Source organism: Kangiella taiwanensis (assembly GCF_020005165.1).
GTDB lineage: Bacteria > Pseudomonadota > Gammaproteobacteria > Enterobacterales > Kangiellaceae > Kangiella > Kangiella taiwanensis.
Map to the genome: position 1 here is coordinate 769,405 of NZ_JAHCLT010000001.1, position 15,629 is coordinate 785,033.

Annotated in this window: 10 protein-coding genes; 6 read left to right on the forward strand and 4 right to left on the reverse strand. The window is 46.2% G+C overall.

Annotated features, from left to right (window positions below; all coding sequences use genetic code 11):
* Positions 1-91: 91 nt before the first annotated feature.
* Positions 92-1,630, forward strand: coding sequence for a CYTH and CHAD domain-containing protein (locus KFK88_RS03740; RefSeq protein ID WP_223577314.1), 1,539 nt, complete (start codon positions 92-94; stop codon positions 1,628-1,630).
* An 83-nt stretch (positions 1,631-1,713) separates the two neighbouring features.
* Here KFK88_RS03740 and KFK88_RS03745 read toward each other — a convergent pair whose 3' ends face one another.
* Positions 1,714-3,672 carry a M48 family metallopeptidase gene (locus KFK88_RS03745; protein WP_223577315.1) on the reverse strand — a complete coding sequence of 653 codons (1,959 nt, stop codon included), beginning with the start codon at positions 3,670-3,672 and terminating at the stop codon, positions 1,714-1,716.
* 22 nt (positions 3,673-3,694) lie between these two features.
* Entirely contained in the window at positions 3,695-4,282 is a 588-nt protein-coding gene (locus KFK88_RS03750; protein ID WP_223577316.1) for a LemA family protein, read from the reverse strand.
* A gap of 201 nt (positions 4,283-4,483) precedes the next feature.
* Here KFK88_RS03750 and glnE point away from each other — a divergent pair, with 201 nt between their 5' ends.
* Genes glnE through KFK88_RS03765 form a run of 3 tightly spaced genes read left to right on the forward strand, consistent with a single transcriptional unit; the run spans position 4,484 to position 9,013 of the window.
* On the forward strand, positions 4,484-7,369 hold the full coding sequence (glnE, locus tag KFK88_RS03755; RefSeq protein ID WP_223577317.1) for a bifunctional [glutamate--ammonia ligase]-adenylyl-L-tyrosine phosphorylase/[glutamate--ammonia-ligase] adenylyltransferase: 2,886 nt from the start codon (positions 4,484-4,486) through the stop codon (positions 7,367-7,369).
* A gap of 28 nt (positions 7,370-7,397) precedes the next feature.
* Positions 7,398-7,610 carry a zinc-finger domain-containing protein gene (locus tag KFK88_RS03760; protein ID WP_223577318.1) on the forward strand — a complete coding sequence of 71 codons (213 nt, stop codon included), beginning with the start codon at positions 7,398-7,400 and terminating at the stop codon, positions 7,608-7,610.
* Positions 7,611-7,624: 14 nt separating this feature from the next.
* Complete coding sequence (locus KFK88_RS03765; protein ID WP_223577319.1) at positions 7,625-9,013, forward strand: aspartate kinase; 1,389 nt, start codon at positions 7,625-7,627, stop codon at positions 9,011-9,013.
* 45 nt (positions 9,014-9,058) lie between these two features.
* Here the strand turns inward: KFK88_RS03765 and nfuA are convergent, their stop codons facing one another.
* Entirely contained in the window at positions 9,059-9,637 is a 579-nt protein-coding gene (nfuA, locus tag KFK88_RS03770) for a Fe-S biogenesis protein NfuA (RefSeq protein WP_223577320.1), read from the reverse strand.
* A gap of 210 nt (positions 9,638-9,847) precedes the next feature.
* On the opposite strand from nfuA, the gene KFK88_RS03775 reads away from it, so the two are divergent.
* Positions 9,848-12,298 (forward strand): M14 metallopeptidase family protein, encoded by a 2,451-nt coding sequence (locus KFK88_RS03775; RefSeq protein WP_223577321.1) that lies wholly within the window; start codon positions 9,848-9,850, stop codon positions 12,296-12,298.
* A gap of 41 nt (positions 12,299-12,339) precedes the next feature.
* Entirely contained in the window at positions 12,340-14,721 is a 2,382-nt protein-coding gene (locus tag KFK88_RS03780) for a zinc-dependent metalloprotease (RefSeq protein WP_223577322.1), read from the forward strand.
* A 202-nt stretch (positions 14,722-14,923) separates the two neighbouring features.
* On the opposite strand, the gene KFK88_RS03785 is transcribed toward KFK88_RS03780, so the two are convergent.
* Positions 14,924-15,502 carry a hypothetical protein gene (locus KFK88_RS03785; RefSeq protein WP_223577323.1) on the reverse strand — a complete coding sequence of 193 codons (579 nt, stop codon included), beginning with the start codon at positions 15,500-15,502 and terminating at the stop codon, positions 14,924-14,926.
* Between the last annotated feature and the right edge of the window lie 127 nt (positions 15,503-15,629).

Here is a 15,629-nt window from a genome sequence, read left to right on the forward strand (position 1 = left end):
AGCACTAAGGCTATGGCTAGATAAAGGTTTGGCAAGATGGAATTCCCGCTGTAAACTGAGGCCATGAGTTTGCTATTAAGCACAATAAACAATGTCGATTGAAGTAGAATTAAAGCTGTCAGCAAGCACCGATAAGATTAAACAGGTAAAACAGTGGTTGAAGGAAGTGGGATGCTCTGAGAGCAACTCAGCGGAGCTAGAGTGGGAGCAGAAATACCTCCACAACACCTATTTTGATACGAAAAATCATAGACTTAGAGGAACGGATATCGGTCTTCGCATTCGCAAAGACGGTGACCACTACATCCAGTCGGTAAAGTCTGCGGGGCGTGTCGTCGGTGGTTTGTACCAGCGCAACGAGTCTGAGCATACGATTCCAGAAGACAAGCTTCAATTAGAGCTAGTGGACGAACCTTACCTTATGATCCTGTTAGAGGAAGCTGAGGAAGAAGATGGTCCTCTCGCCCCAATATTCACCACAAACTTTAATCGCGACGTCGTCACTATTGGCTATAACGGCGCGCAAGTCGAAGTGGCACTGGATCAAGGTCAGATCAACTGTATGGCAGAAGAGTCGTCGACCATTGCTCAAGAAAGCCAAGACTTGTGTGAAGTAGAGCTAGAGCTAAAAGAGGGTGAAGCCAGTGTCTTGTTTGATCTTGGGCGTGAGTTGATTGAACAATTCGACTTGGTGCTCGATAGCGAAAGCAAGGCAGAGCGGGGCTATCGGCTATGTCACTCTGCCCCTGAATACACCAAGCATTTGGATTTAGTAAACCTGACGTCCAAAACCTCCGCTGAAGCCGCTTTTGAAAGTGTTGCTCATAAAGGGCTCGGGCATTGGCAGTATCACATTAAAAAGATCAAGCGTGAACCAAGCATCGATGCAGTGTTGCAGCTGAATAGAGCTCTTATGTTTATGCAAACCATGTACTCGGTCTTTGCCGCTGTAATTCCACGCCATAGTTTGATTCATTTACGCAAAGATTGGCGCGAAATCACTAAGAACTTTTCCAAGCTATTTACCATTGCTGAAGAAATTAATTGGTTAAATAACAGTAAGTTATACGGTTTCCATTATGATGAGCTTGCAAAGTTAGAGTCAGGGTTAGAGCAGTCATTCATTAAAGAGCATAAAATCTTTGTTGAGTACCTAAAAACGCCTTCGTATAACTTGAAGCTACTTCGCTTTTCTCGCTGGCTCTACCTAAAAGAGTGGCGTGAAGCAATTGGTGAAAGTAACGCTGAAAAAATTCAGAAAAAAGAAATTTATTCTTACGCCACAAAGCAATTGCAGCACTTGCTACGTGATATGCGACGCCATTTATCCGAGAAAGTTACTCTAAGTAAGCAAGACTATATTGACTATCTACCTAAGATGACCCGTACTCTGGATATCGGTTTGTTCTTTGGCTGCTTGTTTGATGACCGAGCACGTCGTGAGTATCGCCGTGGTTGGGCTGATATTGTAGCTAACATTCAACTGCTGCAACAACTGGTCTACCTTGAAAAGGCGCTGGCTGTTGAGGGTGTCGAAGACCCGCTGATTGACGATACGGAAACGGAAACTTTGGTGGTGCTTAAAGGTATGCGTGAAGAGGCCTTGGCTCGAAATCCGTATTGGAATTAAAAGAGATATTAGAAAGGGAATGAATAAAGGAAGAAGGAGCTTGGGTAGATGGCTTTTGTTATTAACAGAGCCACATCCGTTTATCAGCTAAGCATTTCTGCGGCTTCTTTCTGAGTGTTCTCAATAATCGGTGGGATAGGGCAGTCTAAGCATTCTGCTATGGCTCTCAATAACTCAATTTCTTGGTGCTCGATGACGCCATCATGTTCAATCGCTTCTTCTAGACCATTGAGTAACGGTTTTTTCAGCATCGGCGACAAACGACGCAGGGTGTTCAATGCCTGATGAAAGGTCTCTGCATCAAATGAATCATCCAGTAGCTGTAGCTGGCTTGAGCTAAAACCGTCGAATACCTGCTTGAACACGGTTTCTTTGGTTGCCTGCTCTTGACCACTAGCGTGAATGACGGCTGATAACAACACCTGTAATTCCGCTTCGACTTTACTGAAACGCATGATCGCTTTCTTGCTTTGCTGACCTGCGCCAATTAGATTTTTGTGGATAAGAGAATACAAGACGTATTCAAATTGGCTAACGTGGCTATCCTGGTGGATCAGTTTGCGTAATAGGCTAAAGAATTGCTTGCGCTCCGCTTGCGATAGACGGCGTAAACTCGGCATAGCCAAGTCAAGAATAGCAAGACGGAGCTGGCGCTGTTCTTTTGTGATATGGCTTGCTAGCTCTAAAATTTTATCGCTACTATCATCGCCGTAAACGTTTTGAATGAGGGCTAATGAGGATTCATCTACTTGCCCATGGTCGCTTAACAATAGCGCGAAAACCAAGTGCATGGCGTGGCTGCTAGAATGATGACCGTGTGCGGCGGTAGTAATAATCGCCGGTAAGGCCATCAGCAGCTCGCCGGCGGCATGCATGTGCATAGTGGTTGGTTTACCAACCGTATCAGCGAGGCCGCCAATATCAAATCCTCGGTCTTTGGCTTCGGTTTCTGCCTGTGCTTTTTGACGCTCTTCTTCTAAAGCTTGCTGTTGTGTTTTACGCTCGGCTTCTTGATCTTTTTGCTCTTTAAACTGTCGCCAACCTGGCATGATCGCGGACAAGCGCTTCTCAATTGGTGGGTGCGTCGCTAAACTGTTAAAGCTTAGTTTAATTGGCTCAGCGATACACATGTGGCTGGTTTCTTCAGCGTGGGAGTTGTTGAGCAAGGAGCTTTGGCGTTGAATTTTGATAAAAGCGCCAGCCAAACCTTCATTGTCCCGAGCGTATTGAATGGCTGAGGCATCGGCTAAAAATTCACGTTGACGTGAAATAGCGGCTTTAATCAAACGCCCAAAGAATAATCCGATGGAGCCGATGGCATAAATGGACAGGCCGATCAATAAAATAGCGACTACTGCGCCGCCACTTTCTTTACTGCTACGAGTAGAGCCACCGTAACGGAAAGCTCGCATCATAAAGTAGCCCGCTTGGCCGAGAATTAAAATACCCGCTAAGATGCTGATAAGTCGAACATTAATGCGCATGTCAGCATTAAAAATATGACTGAACTCATGAGCAACAACGCCTTGGAGCTCTTGGCGTGTAAGCTGTTCTAGAGCGCCTCGGGTTACGACCATTACCGTGTCTGCGCTTTCAATACCAGCGACAAAAGCGTTAATCGCATCTTCCTGATCCATGACGTACACCGTCGGAACGGAGGTTCCAGAGGCAATTGACATTTCTTCAACCACGTTGAGTAAGCGTCTCTCTAACAAATCATTAGTATCGGGCAAGATTTCCCGACCATTGACCATGCGCGCTACGGCTTTGCCGCCATCGCCTAGCGATATCCAACGGTAGAGACTGCCAATGACAATTAAGCCGATAGAGCCGAAAGTGATGTAATAGAACCAACTTTCTTTAAACCATTGGCTTAAAGACATGCCCTGTCCATCGTTGTTAGTGGCGAATCCACTAAAATTGAATAAGCCCCAAATGGCGAGGTTTAAGGCGACAACGATTAAAATGACGGCGCATAAAAAGTAGAAGATCAGCAGCTTGGTTTTACGCCGAGCTGCTGCTTGATGCTCAAAAAAGTCCATAGTTGAAAGTTAGCGTTATGAATTAGCTAAAATCAACCTTAACGGCTTCACGAACTTGCTCGTCTTCGATTTCGAACAATTCTGCTTCTTTAAAGCCAAATGGGTTGGCGATAAAGTTATTCGGCACCTGCTCGCGGTAAGTGTTGTACTCCATAACTGAGTCGTTATAAGCCTGACGTGCAAAAGCAATTTTGTTTTCCGTGGTGCTTAGTTCTTCCATTAACTGTTCCATTGTTTGGTTAGCTTTAAGATCTGGGTAAGCTTCTGATAACGCGAATAAACGGCCAAGTGCTCCTGTTAATTGACCTTCTGCTTGATTCAAGTGCTTAATTGCATCAGGATCGTCGGGATTGGCAGCCGCGGTCTGGTTCGCTGATACGGCGCTATTTCGAGCGCTGATAACGGCTTCCAGGGTTTCCTTTTCGTGCTTCATGTAGCCTTTGGCCGTTTCGACTAAGTTAGGAATTAAGTCATAACGACGGTTAAGCTGAACGTCGATTTGCGCAAATGCATTTTTGAAACGGTTTCTAAGCGTGACCAGCTTGTTATAAATGGTGACAAAGAACAACACCAACGCTGCAATCACGATTAATGTGATCATAGTACCCATTGTGGCAGACTCCTTTTTTAAATTATCTATTTAATCCTAGCAGTGAAGCATAATTTAAACTACTTTTTGTTTGTAAACAACTGTAACCTTCTGATTATCAATGGTTTATACGGTATTTGAAATGCAGCGAAAATTGATTTCTGGGCGATATCAACGTATCGTCGTAGCATCGATATCACCATCACTTTTAGCACTTACGGCATGAGAACTGACTTTAGTTTACCAGCGTCATTACAAGAACTGGCTGAAAAACGATATATGCAGTGGCAAGAGGCGTTATCCTCCTCGGTAACTGAATATGAGCCAGAAAAAGCGAAGTTTGTGCTCGCTTCGAGTGATTATATTGCCCGTTGGGTAATCAAGCATCCCCAGTGGCTGCTTGATGCAATTAATGGGGTATCAATAGAGCAAGGATTAAGTCAGCTGCCAGAGCGGTTTGAGCTGACCTTGTCTGAATTCGATATGAAGAAGCGTTTACGGCTGGAGCGTCACTATTGGTCGATACTGATTGCGGTAAATGACATCTTTCAATTGGCTGATATCAAAGCCATCACCTTTTACCAATCGACCCTAGCCGATATTTTGGTGCAAGCAGCTTATCGATGGGCTGAACATCAGCTCCATCAACAATACGGCAGGCCTCTAAGCGCTAATGGCGAGTTACAGCAAATGCTGATCATTGCCATGGGTAAGATGGGTGGACGAGAACTGAATTTCTCCTCGGATATTGACCTCATCTTTGCTTTTCCTGAAGAAGGGGAAACGGATCGCGAATCGAAGCCCATTGAAAATCAGAAGTTTTTTATGCGCTTAGGACAAAAGCTTATTAGCTTGTTGTCCGATATGACACACGATGGCTTTGTTTATCGCGTTGATATGCGGCTTAGGCCTTATGGGCAAAGTGGCGCCTTGGTAACGAACTTCAACGCGCTACAGGACTATTATGTGGAGCAAGGGCGTGAGTGGGAACGATTCGCCATGATTAAAGCAAGAGTCATCAATGGTGATGATGAAACTAAGGCTACGCTTGAGCAGATCATACGTCCGTTTAGTTACCGCCGTTATATCGACTTTAGTGTGTTGGAGTCGATACGACAGCTGAAGCAGAAAATCGCCAGTGAATTATTGCGGAAGAATGCTAAAGGAAACATCAAGTTAGGTGAAGGCGGTATTCGTGAACTAGAGTTTATCGTGCAGTCATTGCAGCTAATCGGTGGTGGTCGACATCCAGTACTACAAACGAAAAACTGGTGGCACAGCCTCGATACGCTTCAAGTCAAAGAGTTTATTCCGCCTCAAGAAGCTGCACCGCTAAAAAAAGCGTACGAATTTTTGCGTAAGCTTGAAAACGCGATTCAAATTCGTGATGAAGAACAGACCCAAAACTTGCCAACGGAAACCGCGGAGCAATCTCAGGTTGCCGCTATGTTAGGCAGTGATTCTTGGGCGGAAGTGGTTGAAACGTTAAGTCTCCACCAAGGCTGTGTGGCGCGTTTTTTCAAGGGGCTTTTTCATGATCCGCACGATGAAGAAAAGGTCGATGAAGATTGTGAGTGGGTACAGAAGTGGATTGAAGGAAACCTCAACGCAGAACAAGAAGCGGATTTGAAGGCGAGGCTTTTTATCACGCAAGATATGATCGATACGGTCAGCCAGTTTCGAAACGAGTTTTCAGAACGCAAAATTGGCAGTCGTGGTTTAACACGATTGGATCAATTGTTACCGCATTTGTTAATCGAAGCTGGTAAGCAACCTGAACCAGAAACCACATTGCAGCGCTGTATTGAGTTATTACAAGGTGTTGGCCGCCGAACGGCTTATTTCGAGATGTTGGCAGAGAATTTGCCCGTTTTGGAGTACTTGGTGCAACTCGTCTCTCGCTCCCGCTGGCTGGCTAAACAGATGTCGATTTATCCGTCGCTATTGGACGAACTCTTATTCCCCAGCAACTTTGGCAAACAGCTGAGTAAAGGCGATTTAGCGAGCCAATTGCGCCAGGCGTTGATACGGATTGAAGCTGATGACATAGAGGGGCAACTGGTCGCATTGGGCGGTTTTAAACAATCCAGTCAGTTCAAAATTGCGGCGGGCGATCTAACCGGACGCTTTGATATTAGCGCTGTGTCGCAACAGCTAACCGACTTAGCAGAGGTCATCGTTGAGTACTTATTGCAGTTTGCATGGCGAGAAACGGTGGCAAAGTTCGGCGTGCCACCTGAGTGTGAAGAGGGGCTAGCATCAGGCTTTTTGGTATTAGGTTACGGTAAACTGGGTGGTGATGAGCTGGGATACGGCTCGGATCTTGATTTGGTGTTTTTGTATCATGGTGACCCTCAATCCGAAACCACGGGAAGAAATCATTCTGGTGAAAAAGCGTTAGAACTGCACCAGTTTTATACTCGACTTGCACAGCGCCTAGTGCACTATTTAGGCACGAGAACGCAACAAGGCATTATGTATGAAGTGGATACTAGGCTTCGTCCTTCAGGGCGCTCTGGCATGTTAGTAAGCCACATTGATGCTTTTAAAAAATACCAACATAACGAAGCTTGGACTTGGGAACATCAAGCCTTGGTGAGGGCTCGTCCAATCGCTGGAGACCAAGAGCTCCGAGACGATTACTTGGCGTTGCGTGCTGAGATTCTCGCAAAGCCGAGTTCGGCACAATCTGAAAATCAAGACTTGGCCAGTGACGTCGTCGCTATGCGTAAAAAGATGCGCGATAACCTCAATAAGTCTGACAGCAAACTCTGGGACATCAAGCAGGGTGATGGCGGCTTGGTTGATATTGAGTTTTTAGTTCAATACTGGGCATTGAGCCATTCTGCATCGCTAACGAAACGTTTAGATCATGAGTCGCTGCCGTTTAATAATGTCGACTGGCTGCAGTTACTGGCAAAGCATGGGCATATCTCACAAGAAATTCGTGACCAACTGATAGACAATTACCGAACGTTTCGAGATATTGCGAATCATAGCTCATTACAAAGTCAGCCACAGCTAGTTCCGATCAATGAACTACAAAGCGAGCGTAACAAAGTGGTAGACTTGTGGCATTCGACATTTGCAAATGTCGAGGTACAATAAAGCAACACCGCAAAACAGGGAGCTGACAGTGAGCAATCAAACTGCTAAATCATCTGCTGAGACAGCGAGCAAGAATAAAGTCAGTCAAAGGGTGATCAACGTCACCACCGAAGACTTGCCATTAAGTTGTCCAATGCCTGATATGACTTTATGGAGTCAGCACCCGCGTGTATTCATCCCGATAGAAAATGGCGAAGGCCATTGCCCTTATTGTGGTAATACTTTTCTTTTGAAGTCTTAACCGAATTCCAATCAATGACACAAGATAATCAAAGACCTTCATGGGTTGTTCTAAAGTTTGGTGGCTCCAGTGTATCGAGTCTCGACGACTGGAATAACATCGCACAAATCATCAAAGATAATTTACAACAAGGCGTTAAAGTCGCGGTGGTGCATTCTGCTTTTAAGAATGTCACCAATCAGTTAGAAAAACTGGCGCAACAAGCGACAAGTGGAGAGCATGAAGAACTGTTCGCAGAGTTAAAGCAGTACCATGTTGAAATGGCGCAGCAATTACAGTTGGATAACTCCTTGTTAACGGAGCGATTAAAGGCACTAGGAGAGGCGCTCAGCAAGGTTTCGACTAATGGCAAGCTAACTTCTCAGTTACGTGCAGAGGTTGTAGCGCACGGTGAGTTGTTATCATCGACACTGGGAGCCGAGTTTTTAGCAGGCCAACTTAAAGAGTCTTACCAAACTCAGTGGGTTGATGCGCGCGAATTGTTTGTTTCTGAAGTAGAGGCGAACAACAATCTCAATGATCAGTATTTAAATGCCGTGTGCCACCCACGCCCTGATCATGCACTGTCTCAACAGTGGGCAGATAAGTATGATGTGGTACTGACACAAGGCTTTATCGCCAGCAATGAAGCAGGTGAAACCGTGTTGTTAGGTCGTGAGGGTTCAGATACTTCGGCGTCGTATGTGGCAGCGTTGCTAGAAGCTAAAAAACTAGAAATATGGACTGACGTAGCCGGTATGTTCACTACAGACCCAAACAAATTAAGCGAAGCCAAGAAGTTAGAGCAGGTCAGTTACGCGCAAGCTTTTGAAATGGCGGAAGCCGGCGCGAAAGTGTTGCACCCGCGGTGCTTGAGCACGGTCATGCCGTACCGCATCCCTATTGAAATTAAGAATACACACCAGCCACTTGAGACTGGCACCATGATCAATGGCGAAGAAACTGACTCGCGTTGGGTCAAATCGATTGCCGTAAAACAAAATGTTCCTGTAATGACATTGTTGCTAGGGCGTCGCGGTCAACAGCCTGAAACGCTGCAAAAAGTGTTCACCGTTTTTAATGAATTAGAACTTGGCTGTGAACTGTTGGCTTCAACCAAAGAGTCACTAGTCATGGCGGTAGAAACCAGCAACAGTGTACATGGTGAAGACATACTAAATGAGCTGTCGGTAAAGCTTGCCGAAATGTGCCGTAGTGTATTACTGTCGCACAGCGCAATCATTACGCTAGTCGGCTGCCAGTCCAGCCAAGCGCTGTGGCATCTGTTACAAATCGACGCCGAGCTCCCAGACCAGTGGCTACTCCTTAGCCACACATCAAGCGATCAACACTTATCCTTCCTAGTCAGTGATGATGACGCTTTGGATATACTGAAATTACTGCATAAACATTTAATACAATAAAAAAAGGCGCTGAAAAGCGCCTTTTTTTATTAGTAACTAATGAAATTAGTAATAGGGGTTTTCACCAGCGGCGTGTTCAGTGACGTCTTTTACGCCTTTCACTTCAGGGACTTTTTCCATCAAGGTTTTTTCGATACCTTCTTTCAGGGTGACGTCGACCATGCCACAGCCTTGGCAACCGCCGCCGAATTGAAGTACCGCGATACCGTCGTCGGTAAACTCGGTTAGAGCGACTTGACCGCCGTGGTTAGCCAGTTCTGGATTGATCTCAGACTCGAGGTAGTAACGAATGCGATCAACCGCTGGTGCGTCATCATCGACCTTACGCGCTTTGGCGTTCGGTGCCTTCAGAGTTAATTGACCGCCCGTTGTTTCTTTCTGGTAGTCAATTTCGGCTTCTTCTAAGTAAGGTGCGCTGTCTTCATCGATAAACGCTGAGAAACCTTCAAACTTAAGCTCGGTATCGTTATCTTCAACTGCATCGGGCGGGCAGTAAGATACGCCACACTCTGCATGAGCCGTACCAGGATTGACGACGAATACGCGGATCCCAGTATTTTCATCTTCTTGCCCAGCGAGTAAGCGGCGAAAGTGTTCTTGTGCTGCTTCTGAAACATTAATCATATATAACTAAACCGTTTTGCTATCAGTAAATCTATTCATTTTCCTAGTATACCGTATGTGAGGGCTTGCAGCGATAATTGCAACCGTTAGAATGAAGAAAACGACTAAAATTTGCTGACAATGGCTTCTGTATTAAAAATTAAGATATTTCTATCATTATTAATAACTTGCGTAACATTTCCCCTACAATCGAAGGCCGACGAGCCGACATTGGATTATTACTTCAATCAATCCATAGAGTATTCCGATGATGTTTTAACGCCAAAAGATATTTTGGGGCATCAAGTAGGCACTTGGCATGTGCGCCCCGATCAGTCTTTATCCTATTTCCAGTCCTTGTCTCACCTCTCAGACAAGGTCGCGTTAAAAGAAATTGGCCGCACTCATGAGAACCGCCCATTAATCACGGCTTATATTTCATCTCCGGAGAATCTTGCTCGCTTGGATGAGATTAAAGCATCGCGTGCTGATTTAGATGATTATGAAGGACCGAACTTAGTTTGGATCGGCTATTCGGTGCATGGTAACGAGGCCAGTGGTGCTAATGCTGCATTACTCGTGGCTTATCGCTTAGCGGCCTCAAAAGAAACTTGGGTTCAGGAGCTACTGGACAATACAGTGGTGATGATAGACCCGATGTTAAACCCAGACGGTATGGGGCGCTTTGCGCAGTGGGTGAATAGTTATAAAGGCAAACAGTTGGTGAGCGACGCTAACTCAATGGAGCACACGGAAGCTTGGCCGATGGGGCGTACCAATCATTATTGGTTTGACTTAAATCGTGATTGGTTATTGTTACAACATCCAGAAAGCCAAGCTCGTGTGAAGCATTTTTATGAATGGCGTCCCCACATCGTGGGTGACTTTCATGAGATGGGCACTAACTCGACCTATTTCTTCCAGCCGGGCGTCCCCAGTCGTCAAAACCCACTGACCTCAGAAGCTAATTTTGATTTAACTGCAGATATTGCTGAATTTCATGCCAAAGCGTTGGATGATTTAGGCGCTGCCTATTACAGCAAAGAAGGTTTTGATGATTTTTATTACGGTAAAGGCTCAACGTTCCCAGACATTAACGGTGGTGTAGGCATATTGTTCGAGCAGGCGAGCTCACGAGGCCACTTACAAGAGTCGGTCAATGGTGACCTGAGCTTTCCATACGCCATCCGTAACCAAGTCGCGACTTCGTTCTCGACTTTGAAAGCCTCTTTGGCGATGAAAGATAAGCTGCAAAGCTACCAACGTGACTTTTTTGCTGGTCGAGCTGACGCCGCAGATGATGATTCGGTTAAAGGGGTAGTTTTCACTTCGAAGGACAAAGGCCGCCTGCAAGAGTTTTTGCGAATTCTAGAGAGCCATCAGGTTGCGGTTCGACAAGTGGACAAAGCGATAAAAGTTAATGGCACCGCCTATCCCGCTGATTCGTCTTATGTAGTGAACTTTAATCAACAGCAATATGGTTTGATTAAGGCCATGTTTGAGACTCGTAAAAAGTTTGAAGACAATACTTTCTACGATGTTTCCGCGTGGACGTTACCGTTGGCGTTTAACGTCGAGTTTACCCATCTTGACCGTGGTGACCTGTCTCACGTTAGCTCGAAAGAGCTACAAGAGTTCGGGCAAGGCCGTTGGTTTGGAAGCCAAGATCCGGTGGCTGTCATTGTCCCGTGGGATAACTTTAATGCGGCGAAAGGGTTAAGCCGTGTGTTGAAAAAAGGCGTTCGAGCCAAAGTCAGCACGAAAAGCTTTAGTCTTAACGTCGGCAATAGTGAGAAAATGTTTGCGCCTGGCGCTTTGGTCATCCAGCTTCCTGCCAACTCTGAGAAAAAAACGACAACCATGGGTGCGCTTAAAAATGCCTTTTTAGACGCTGGCGTTGATGTTTTTGGTGTTGATACAGGCTTAGCGCTAAACGGTATCGATTTAGGCAGCCCAAGTATCGAACCGGTTGCTATGCCACGACCTTTATTGCTGATTGGTGGTGAAGTATCACCTTATGAGGCTGGTGAAATGTGGCATCTACTGGATACGCGGGTTGAAGTGCCTTTGTCGATGCAGCATGCCAATCACGTCGACTTCACCAAACTCGATCGCTACAGCCACTTGATATTGGTGGATGGTTTCTATGCTGATTTGAAACCTGAAGAACACCAAGCATTAACTGAGTGGATTTCAGAGGGTGGTACTTTGGTGGTGACGCGTACTGCTGCGGAGTGGGCTATTCGCAATAAGCTGGCGACGTTTGAAGTGGATGTTGTTGAGGAGCCAAAGCCTCAGGGGCATGAGTTCAGCCATCGTGACGATGTGATTGCAAAGGGTATTATTGGCGGCGCTATTTATCAGGCTGATTTGGATAATAGCCATCCGCTGGCTTATGGTTTGAGCAACGATATGATTGCCTTTACCAAGGCGGGTACTCAGGTTCTAAAACCTGCGGCTCAGGACTTTTTGACTGTGGCAACCTACACCGAGACGCCACTGGCCGCTGGATATTCATCAAAAGAGAACGTCGAGCGCATAAAAAATACGCCAGCTGTCTTGGCTCAGCGCCTAGAACGTGGCAGTATCATAGTGTTTAACGACAATCCAGTTTTTAGGGGCTATTGGCTTGGTTCAGCTCGTTTGATGGTCAATAGTTTGTTTTTTAATAAAGCCTTCTAATTAGGCGAGTATCAACACAAAAAAGATAAAGGGAATCGCTCATGCGACGAGTTATTCAGTCTACTATTGTTGCGCTAGTTTGCCTTGCATGCGTGAGCGTCAATGCGGCTAGCTGGTCGGACATTCGAAATCAGTCGAATCGTATTAACGGTTTTATACCGTACCAGGTCAGTAATAGCCAAGGAAAGATCTGGTTAGAGGTCAGTGAGTTTGAAGAACCGTTTATTATGTTTACGGGCTTGCCATACGGTATTGGTTCGAACGATATTGGCTTAGACCGTGGTCAAATGAGCCAAAGCCGTTTGGTTCAGTTCGAAAAGTATGGCGATAAGATTTTCCTAAAGCAGTTAAATACTCGCTATCGCGCTGATACTGATAATCAAGCCGAGCGCTCATCGGTCGAACAGGCGTTCGCCAGCTCGGTACTATACGGTTTTAAAGTCGAAGCGCGCTCAGGGAAGCGTCACCTGATCGATATGTCACCGTTTCTTTTACAGGATCTGCATGGCGTAGGTCAACGTTTACAAGCGACTAATCAAGGCTCGTATGGCGTTGATACTTCTCGCTCAGCGTTAGTCACACAGAGCAGTAAGAACTTCCCTAAAAATACCGTTTTTGAATCAATTCTGACCTTTAAGGGCTCTAATCCAGGCGAATATGTGCGCCAAGTAACGCCATCGCCAGACGCTATTACGGTGCAGCAGCAAGTGCAGTTTGTAGCCTTACCAGATGACGGCTATCAACCTCGCAAATTTCACCCCAAAAGTGGCTTCTTTGAGCTGACCTATGCTGATTATGCGACGCCATTGACTCAGAGTTTAGAGAAAAAGCTGATCTACCGTCATCGTATTACGCGTGATAAAGAGGGTAATATTGAGCCGATTACTTTCTATCTTGATCCTGGCGCGCCAGAGCCAGTGCGTACGGCTTTGTTAGAAGGTGCAAAATGGTGGGGGGATGCCTTTGACGCCGTTGGCTTAGAGGGTGCTTATGAAGTAAAAATGTTGCCACAAGACGCGGATCCGTTAGACGTACGTTATAACGTGATTCAATGGGTTCACCGTGCAACTCGTGGTTGGTCTTACGGCATGGTGATGGCTGATCCTCGTACGGGTGAAATTCTGAAAGGTCACGTGACCTTAGGTTCATTACGTGTGCGCCAAGACTTGTTGATTGCTAACGCACTGACCGGCTCAGCAACAAACGACGATAAAGAACAGAAAGCCTTGGACATGGCCTTAGCTCGTATTCGTCAACTGTCGGCGCATGAAGTTGGGCACACCTTAGGCATTGCGCACAATTTTGCAGCGAGCGTGAATAATCGCGCCTCAGTCATGGATTACCCACACCCCCTGGTCACTTTAAATAACGGTAATATTTCTTTAGAGAATGCTTACGCCGAGGGGATTGGCCGTTGGGACATCGAAACGGTTCGCTACGGTTATGCTGAATTTGAAGAAGGCGAAGAAGACGAGGCACTGCGTCAAATCGTGCGTGACGCTAGCTCGAAAGGTTTGTTCTTTATATCTGATGCTGATGCTCGTCCGCAAGGCGGCTCACAAGCAGAAGCTCATTTATGGGACAATGGCGCAGATCCAGCGCAAGAATTAAGTCGAGTGCTACAGGTTCGTCAGCAGGCATTACAAAACTTTGGTCATGCTAATTTAAAGGACGGCCAGCCGTATTCTGAGCTGGCTGAGACCTTAGTCCCTTTATATTTATTCCATCGTTATCAAGTTGAAGCTGCGGTGAAGTTGCTTGGCGGTGTGCATTTCGAGTACAGCGTTAAGGGCGATAGCTATAAGCCAGTACGACCTGTATCGAAAGAGCAACAGGATGCTGCGTTAGAGATGCTACTCTCGACCTTATCTGTTGAGCAGTTGCAGGTGCCGGATCATATTCTTAGCATGATTCCACCGAAAGCCTATGGTTATTACAAGAATCGTGAAAGCTTCCCGAGCCAGACTGGCTCAGCTTTAGACCCTGTGGCGATGGCCGATGTGGTGGCACAGCATACATTGAAGTTGATGCTAAATCCTCAGAGGCTGGCTCGATTAATGCAACAAAAAGCACAGTCGCCTGAGTTGCTCGGTCTTGAAGGAATGTTGAGTGAGTTGCTGGTGGCGACCTTACGCAGTACTGAGAGCCAGGGTTTAGGTGCTTTGATACAACAGCGAGTTGATTACTTAACAGTGAAACATATTCTAGTTGCCGCCGCTAACCCAGAAGCTTCACCAGAAGTACGTGCTCACCTACACACTGAGATTGGTAAGCTTGGTGCATGGTTGGTGACGCAAGCGAAGCGTAATCCAGTGCGTTACTTGTGGCTAAAAGACTTGGTTGAGAAGTATCAGGCGGGTGAGTTCGAGGTCGACTACGTTAAACCACTTGAGATGCCACCAGGTTCTCCAATTGGTATGTAATACTGATAAACACAATAAAAAAGAAGCCGCGTAAAGCGGCTTTTTAATGTCATTATCACATTGTCATGGATAATGTTAGGAGAGAAAAAGCTGACCTTGAGAGTGGGGAGTCGGATAACACTAAGGGGGTATGTGTTAGGGGAACTTGATATCCGAGCCTCTCAAGGTCAGGAAACACTAACTAATCGATAAGCCTATCCTTTTACCAACCTATTACCGAACCCAGGATGATGCCTACAGCTAACGGCTCCCAGTAGCGGTGGTGGCAATACCTGGTATGAATGTGGTGTCTTGGGAAAGGATGATAGTAACCACCGTAGTAGTACCAGTCTTGTCCTAAGTAATACACGCTGACAGGATAGTTTCTTGGGTGGTAATGTCTGTAGTGACGATGCTTATATCGCGGACGGTCGTGATTACGATAGCGATCATGGCTACGGTAATGGCGTCTTTCATGTGACGCGTGGCGACGACGATCATTGTCGCGATAACGATGTTCTCTGCGATCGTGGCGATCGGCGTGTCGATCTGCTCGACGTTCTGAACGGCGCTCAGCTCGACGATCTGCTCTACGGTCGGCACGGTGCTCGGCCCGTCGTTCTGCACGATGATTGGTGGCTCGATGGTTACTACGATGGTTTGCACCATGATCTCGAGCACTGCTAGAGCTGTAACTCGAACCTCTATCTGCCTTCTGGCCGTTATGTTCTTTGGCTTCGCCAACCTGCGAAAAGCCCAGTAACAGGGACGCGCTTATTGCAGATATGATGACTTTATTCATGGCTAACTCCTCGAAAAACACTATAATACGGTTACGAGTGAGAGGGTTGCTTTGTTATGATGACCTTGCTCATTCGTTATCAGCTACTATATAAAATGTAAACTGAATTATTACTGAACATCATTTA

Coding starts and splice junctions, on each gene's coding strand:
- KFK88_RS03740 (WP_223577314.1), top strand. CDS start 92: ATGTCGATTGAAGTAGAATTAAAGCTGTCAGCAAGCACCGATAAGATT.
- KFK88_RS03750 (WP_223577316.1), bottom strand. CDS start 4,282: ATGGGTACTATGATCACATTAATCGTGATTGCAGCGTTGGTGTTGTTC.
- KFK88_RS03780 (WP_223577322.1), top strand. CDS start 12,340: ATGCGACGAGTTATTCAGTCTACTATTGTTGCGCTAGTTTGCCTTGCA.
- KFK88_RS03745 (WP_223577315.1), bottom strand. CDS start 3,672: ATGGACTTTTTTGAGCATCAAGCAGCAGCTCGGCGTAAAACCAAGCTG.
- nfuA (WP_223577320.1), bottom strand. CDS start 9,637: ATGATTAATGTTTCAGAAGCAGCACAAGAACACTTTCGCCGCTTACTC.
- KFK88_RS03785 (WP_223577323.1), bottom strand. CDS start 15,502: ATGAATAAAGTCATCATATCTGCAATAAGCGCGTCCCTGTTACTGGGC.
- KFK88_RS03765 (WP_223577319.1), top strand. CDS start 7,625: ATGACACAAGATAATCAAAGACCTTCATGGGTTGTTCTAAAGTTTGGT.
- glnE (WP_223577317.1), top strand. CDS start 4,484: ATGAGAACTGACTTTAGTTTACCAGCGTCATTACAAGAACTGGCTGAA.